Origin of the sequence: Nocardia sp. NPDC049707 (assembly GCF_040674855.1) — a bacterium.
Lineage (GTDB): Bacteria > Actinomycetota > Actinomycetes > Mycobacteriales > Mycobacteriaceae > Nocardia.
Genome location: NZ_JBFANN010000047.1, coordinates 53,835 through 60,251, shown reverse-complemented (window position 1 = coordinate 60,251; position 6,417 = coordinate 53,835). Strand labels below are relative to the sequence as shown.

5 protein-coding genes are annotated in these 6,417 nt (G+C 66.6%); 3 read left to right on the top strand and 2 right to left on the bottom strand.

What is annotated here, in order from left to right; translation table 11 throughout:
* Positions 1-298 precede the first annotated feature (298 nt).
* Entirely contained in the window at positions 299-1,657 is a 1,359-nt protein-coding gene (locus AB0J29_RS30745; protein ID WP_364793815.1) for an amidase family protein, read from the bottom strand.
* A 478-nt stretch (positions 1,658-2,135) separates the two neighbouring features.
* Between AB0J29_RS30745 and AB0J29_RS30740 the strand changes: the two genes are divergently transcribed.
* The 3 genes from AB0J29_RS30740 to AB0J29_RS30730 all read left to right on the top strand — a co-directional run bounded on the left by AB0J29_RS30740 (position 2,136) and on the right by AB0J29_RS30730 (position 6,010).
* Positions 2,136-4,772 (top strand): serine/threonine-protein kinase, encoded by a 2,637-nt coding sequence (locus AB0J29_RS30740; RefSeq protein ID WP_364793807.1) that lies wholly within the window; start codon positions 2,136-2,138, stop codon positions 4,770-4,772.
* Positions 4,773-5,078: 306 nt separating this feature from the next.
* Positions 5,079-5,282 (top strand): hypothetical protein, encoded by a 204-nt coding sequence (locus AB0J29_RS30735; protein WP_364793805.1) that lies wholly within the window; start codon positions 5,079-5,081, stop codon positions 5,280-5,282.
* Complete coding sequence (locus AB0J29_RS30730; protein ID WP_364793803.1) at positions 5,279-6,010, top strand: cyclase family protein; 732 nt, start codon at positions 5,279-5,281, stop codon at positions 6,008-6,010. The genes AB0J29_RS30735 and AB0J29_RS30730 overlap by 4 nt, the downstream gene beginning before the upstream one ends.
* Positions 6,011-6,056: 46 nt before the next feature.
* Here AB0J29_RS30730 and AB0J29_RS30725 read toward each other — a convergent pair whose 3' ends face one another.
* Positions 6,057-6,371, bottom strand: coding sequence for a hypothetical protein (locus AB0J29_RS30725; protein ID WP_364793801.1), 315 nt, complete (start codon positions 6,369-6,371; stop codon positions 6,057-6,059).
* Positions 6,372-6,417: the final 46 nt, after the last annotated feature.

Here is a 6,417-nt window from a genome sequence, read left to right as displayed (position 1 = left end):
ACTTCAGCAGCAACGTCCGCAACCGGGAAATCGGCGTCGGCCTCGCGTCCGAGCCGTCGAGACTCGCGACTACGTCGCATGCGCTTCGACGACTCGGACGCGAGACGGGCCGCGAACGGTCGCTCGTAAGACTCGCTCCGTTGTGGTCAGGTCCCAGCGATTCGTCGCCACGGCTGGTCAGCTTCCAATTCTGTCTCGCGGCCCAGCGGCCAAGACTCGCGACTACGTCGCATGCGCTTCGGCTACCCGGCCGCGAGACGGGCCACGAACCTCGCTCGTAAGACTCGCTCCGTCGCGGTCAAGTCCCAGCGATTCGTCGCCACGGCTGGATAGCTTCCAATTGAGCCGCGAGGCGCAGCAGGGTCGATTCACTGCCGGGCGGGCCGGCGAGTTGGGCGGCGACCGGCGTTCCGGATCTCGGGTGCATGCCCATCGGGATCGATGCTGCGGGCCAGCCGACCAGATTCCACAGTGGTGTGAACGGTGAATACCGGGCGCCGATAACAACATTCGCGAGCCAACCCAGGGTGTGCCAGGCCCTGGCCCGCGGCGGTGGTGCGGCGAGGGTCGGGGTGATCACCACGTCGTAACGCTCGAAGAATTCCAGCAGTCGCGCCTCGACCCGGTCCACCTGCGCCGGGCGCACCAGCCGCAACCGCTGGACGAGCCGGCCGAGTGCGAGGTGGCGGCGGGTACGCCGTTGCAACCGTTCGGGGTGGACGAGATTCGCGCCCTCACGCGCGCCGAATGCCAACCAGCGCAGGCCGACCGAGATGAGCGATTCGCCATAGGGCAGGGTGGCGGATTCCACGAGGTGTCCGGCCGCGGCGGCGGCCGAAGCAGCGGTGCGAGCCGCCGCGGTCCAGTGCCGATCGACCCGGAACAACCGGGACGGTGGCGCCACGGCCAGCCCGATACGTAGTCGGCCCGGTAGCTCCAACTCGGCTAGGTCCGGGCGCGCGGCCAGCACCGACAGCGCGAGTGCGGCATCACCGACTGTCGTTGCGAGCACACCGTTTTCGACCATCCCGGACCAGGAATCGAAGCCCACCTCGGCGGGCACGGTATGCCGCCCCGGCTTGATCCCGAACACCCCGCAGCAGGCCGCGGGAATGCGCACCGAACCGAGTCCGTCGTTACCGTGCGCCACCGGTACCAAACCGGCCGCGACAGCCGCGGCCGAACCGCCGGACGAGCCGCCGGAACTGCGCGCGGAATTCCACGGGTTCCGGCTGATGCGGCCCTCATTCTCGGTCGTACCCCACAGTCCCAGCTCGGGGACCGCGGTCAGCCCGACCACCACCGCGCCCGCGGCCCGCAGCCTGCGCACGACCGGATGGTCGACGGTTGCCGGGCTGGTATCGGTCGCGCTGGAACCGGCGAGCGTCGATTCACCCTCGACCGCGATGTTGTTTTTTATCGCGATGGGCACACCCGCCAGCGGCAGCAGATCCAGATCGGAACGCTGTTCGAGTGCGAGCGCCTCGGCCCGCGCTTTGGCGGAGCGAACGACTGTGAACGCATTTATCTTTCGGTTCCCGGCGGCGATCAGATCCAGGGCGGCATCGACGGTTTCGGTCGGCGTCAGCGAGCCGTCGCGCACACTCGCCGCGATTGCCGCCGCCGGACCGCGTGACAGGCCCGATTCGCGTGGCATGCTGGAATCCATCGAAGCATGTACCGCGTCGGTCCCGCCCACCGCGACCCCACGGGCGGTCTGCCCCTCCGGGGCCTCGATCTCCGGAGCGGTCGAATCCGTCGCGGTCGAATCCGTCGCCGTGACGTCATCGGCCGTCGCGAAATTCGATTTACGGCGCTGCTCCCGGGTCGTTCCGTGGTCGCGCTCGGCTATTTCAGCGACCGTCGCTCGCGCCGCTGTATCTGATTTGCGGTGCTCCCGTGGTGCTACATGGTCGCGCTCCGCTACCGCCTCAGCGCCCATCGCTCGCGCCGCTGTGTTGTTCATCTGCTGGTTCTCCCCAGTCGCACGGTTGTCGAAATCGGGTGATCCGCTGTTGAGGCGCAAGTTATCATTTCGATTACTGCTCAGGGGGCGATGTCGTCGGGTGTGGCGGAAATTCACCGGCACATCCACAGCGGATACTCGAGATCCGCTCAGCAGCTAGGTCCGAAAAATGAGTGCTCAACGCGAAAATACGCACCGATCAGGTCTCGAGGCCGCTCCGACCAGAGCCTGGGGTGGACCGTTGTCGCATGCCGAGAACAATGCGGTCGATGCCTTCTCGACCGCATGGGAATCCTCGCGTCGACCACCGGAGATCGCCGACTTTCTCCCCGATGCCGAATCCCTGCGCCTGGCGGCGCTGATCGAATTGATCCGCGTCGACCTGCGACATCGTTGGATCCACCGTGCCCCTGCGGCGGGCACGGAGGCGGCAGCGGAGTGTGACAACGAAGCGGCCCGAGAGCGCCACCAATCCAATACCGCGCCGCTGCCGCGCAAACGGCTTTTCGACTACTGCGCCGAGTTTCCGGAACTCGAACCGGGCAGCATTCCGGCCGGTTTGGTGTACGAAGAGTTCGTCATCCGCAGATACAGTGGTGAACGTGTTGATCCGAAGGATTGTCTGCGGGAATATCCCGAACAAGCGGCGGAATTGCACAGGCTGCTCAATGCCGACGATATCGACCAGAGCACCCGCCGGGCGAAGCTCGAGGATTCGGTGCTGACCGAGTTCGCCAATACGCGCGCGGCGGCCGAAGTGAGCCGGACCGTGCAGGCCGACCAAACCGTCGGGCTGAACCAAACCCAGGCGTCAGTTCGTAATACCGACGTGACTCGAGCCACCGTCGATTCCACCGAGACGGCGACCGCCATTCCGACCACGATCGGAACCGGTTCGCGGCAATTCAACGCGCTCGATCGCATCGAGATCGGTCAGTCCATCGACGATTTCGACCTACTCACCGGCCTCGGCAGCGGCGCCTTCGCCCGGGTATTCCTGGCCAGGCAGCGATCATTGCAGCGGTTGGTCGCGGTGAAAATCTCCGACGATCACGGCACCGAACCGCAGACCCTGGCCCAACTCGACCACGACTACATCGTGCGCGTCTTCGACCAGCGGCTGCTCGGCTCGGAGGACGCCCGCGATCCGGCCATGCACCGACTCCGGCTGCTGTATATGCAGTTCCTGCCAGGCGGCACACTGCTGGGGGTATTGCGCTGGGTGCGCCGGACCCCACCCACCGAACGCAGCGGACAACTCTTGCTCGACGCGGTCGACGCGGCCATGGAAGAGAAGGGCGAAATCCGCCCGACCGATTCCAGCGTGCGCGCCGAGATCGCCGGACTGAGCTGGCCGGAAACCGTGGCCTGGCTGGGCCGCAGATTGGCCGAGGCGCTGGAGTACGCCTCCGCGCACGGGGTGCTGCACCGCGACGTGAAACCGGCCAATATCCTGCTCACCGCCGAGGCGGTGCCGAAACTGGCCGATTTCAATATCAGCTTCAGCCGCAATGTCGCGGGCACCAGTCCGGTGGCCTATTTCGGCGGCTCACTGGCGTATATGTCGCCCGAGCAGTTGGAGGCTTGCTATCCCGGCTGCGAACGGACGGCCGAGGATCTGGATACCCGATCCGATATCTACTCCCTCGGTGTGGTGCTGTGGGAGTTGCTCACCGGCGCGAAACCGTTCGACGATTCCACCGCGAGCGTGACCGACCACGGCGACGATACGGCCCTGGAGGGCATGCTGGAACGCCGCAGTGCCGGAGTGGATACCGCCGCGCTGCAACGAGTTCCGGCGAACTGTCCGGCGGCGCTGCGGCGGGTGTTGCTGACCTGTCTGGAATCGGATCGGACGCGGCGCTGGTCCGATGGCGCGGTGCTTGCCAAGCAGTTGGATCTGTGCCTGGATGCCAGGGCCCGGGACCTGGTCGACCCGCCGCCCGGCAGTTGGCGGCGGCGGCTGCGCGCGTGGCGGCTGATGATCGTCGCGCTGGCCATCGGCATCCCGAATGTCCTTGCCTCGACATACAACATCCAGCACAACCTGCATCTGATCGTGGACCGCCTGCCCGAGGATGCCGGGCGCACCTTCGTGATCATCACCACCGTGGTGAACGCGATCTTCTTCCCGCTCGGCGCGGCACTGATTCTCTACATGTCCCGAAGAATGGTCACGGTGCCGTACGGGCTGCGCCGCCACCGCCGGTATGACGCGGAGACACTGCGCCTGGCCAGGGCGGATTCGCTGCTGTTCGGAGATCGAGCGGTCATGGTGGTCTTCTCGCTCTGGGTGCTCGCCAGCTTCACTTTCCCGATCGCGCTGCAACTGGCGGCGGGGGATGTGCCGGGACGCGCGCTAGTGCATTTCCTCACCTCGATCGTGGTGTGCGGCGCGATCGCAGTGGCGTATCCGTTCTTCCTGGTGTCCTTCTACATGGTCCGCTGCATCTATCCGATTTTCCTGCGGCACGGGGAAATCAGCACCGAGGACGCGGTGTGGCTGCGCGGTCTGGACCGCCGCGCCAACGGCTATCTGGCGATCGCGGCCTCGGTGCCGCTGCTCGCCGTCGCCGGGGTGACCTTCCTGCCACCCGACGATATTTCGAGGGTGATCGGCGCGGTGCGCGTGCTCTGTGTGGGCGGGATCATCGCGTTCATCGGCTCGTACCTGCTCTTCCGGGCTCTGGAGGCCGATCTGCGGGCACTGGAGCGGGTGGTCGCGTCGGTGGATTCCCTTGACCGCGAACGGATTTCGGCGGAGCCAGGGCAATACGGGCGCGCGGTACCTGAGCCGCGATCGTGACAGCTGCCGATTTCGCGGATCGACGCGAGACTATCCACAGCTGCTTGTGCGCGCGGTATCGGCGCCGAGGACGAGGAGCAACCGCGCAAACTCGCCGAGCGGTCAGCGACGTCACGAACATTTACCGCCGAACTCGGTGCGTTCCGTCCGACGCTGATCCTCGGTGTCCCCCGCGTCTTCGAGAAGGTCTACAACACCGGCCGCGCGCAAGCCCAACTCGCCGGGCGCGGCCGAATCTTCGATCTGGCGGCCACGACGGCCATCTCTTACAGCCGCGCGCTGGACAGCGGCCGGCTCTCGCTGTCGTTGCGGCGTCGCGGCATCGATTCCGCTGCTCGGCGTGGCCGCGCGACCTTCGTCGACGCCGCCGATCTGGATTGGATGATCGTTTCGGTGCGGGTGCTCAGTGTGCGTGGCATCCTGGCCTTCGTGCTCACCTATCGGTTGTTCCGGAGGCTCGAGGCCGATCTGCTGGCCTTGGCGCGCGCGACTCCGCAACGGAAGCGATGACCAGTCCGCGGCCGTTCGGACGGCTGGTCAGCCTTTCCCATATCCACGATCCGGCGACGACGCCGCTGTTCCCCGGTGACCCCGAATTCCGGACCGATACTGTCGCCACCGTCTCGAACGACGGTTACTACCTGCGTTCTATCCAGCAGGGCGAGCACACCGGAACCCATTGGGGCGCGCCGATCCACTTCCATGCCGACGGGCTGGCCGCGGATGAATTGGACCTCGACGATCTCCTGCTGCCCGCGGTGAAGATCGACGTGCGCGAGCAGTGTGCGCGCGATCGGGATTACGCGATCGATATCGATGATCTGCGGGAGTGGGAGAGTCGGCACGGGCGGATACCCGACGGGTCGGCGGTGGTGGCCTGGACCGGATGGGACGCGAAATGGGGGACGCCGGAATTCATCGGAACCGGCGAAAGTGCCGAGCATCAACCAGGATTCGCGGTCGAGACGGTCGAATGGCTGTTGCGGACCGGGCGGCTGGGGCGGCGTGGAGCGCTCGGCATCGATACGTTCGGACCCGATCTGGGGACCGACGACACCTATGCGGTGTCGAAGCTGCTGTATCGCGAGCATCGAATCAGCTTGGAATGTCTGGCGAATCTCGCCGAACTGCCCGCCACCGGCGCCTGGGTATTGGTCGGAGGTGCACTCTACAGCGGCGGGTCCGGTTCGCCCGCAACGATATACGCGGTTATGCCCATCGTTGCGCCGGCGCGGTGAGCGGACTTCGATGCGGCCCCGCCAGTGCCGCACGCCCGCACCGTGATCAGCGGCCGGGGGTCAGGGTGCTCTGGCCGCCGGGGGTCAGGGTGCTCTGGCCGCCGGGAGTCAGATTGCTCTGGCCGCCAGGGGTCAGATTGGTCTGCGGGCCGCACACCAGGTTGGGCCAGGAGCAGGTCGGCAGGTTGGGGTCCTGACCGGCCTGGGCCACGCCGGCCGTCACCAGCCCCGCACCCAGCAGGGCGGGTGCCGCGGCGATCGCCAGGGCGCGGGCGAACCGACGGGTCGAGCGCTGGTTGGTGGTCATGTCGGGTACTCCTTCGTGGTCGTGTGGCAGGACGGTGACGCTGTCCAGCCTCATCGACAACGCACCGCGCCGAAAGGACACCCAGGGTGCACGGCAATCC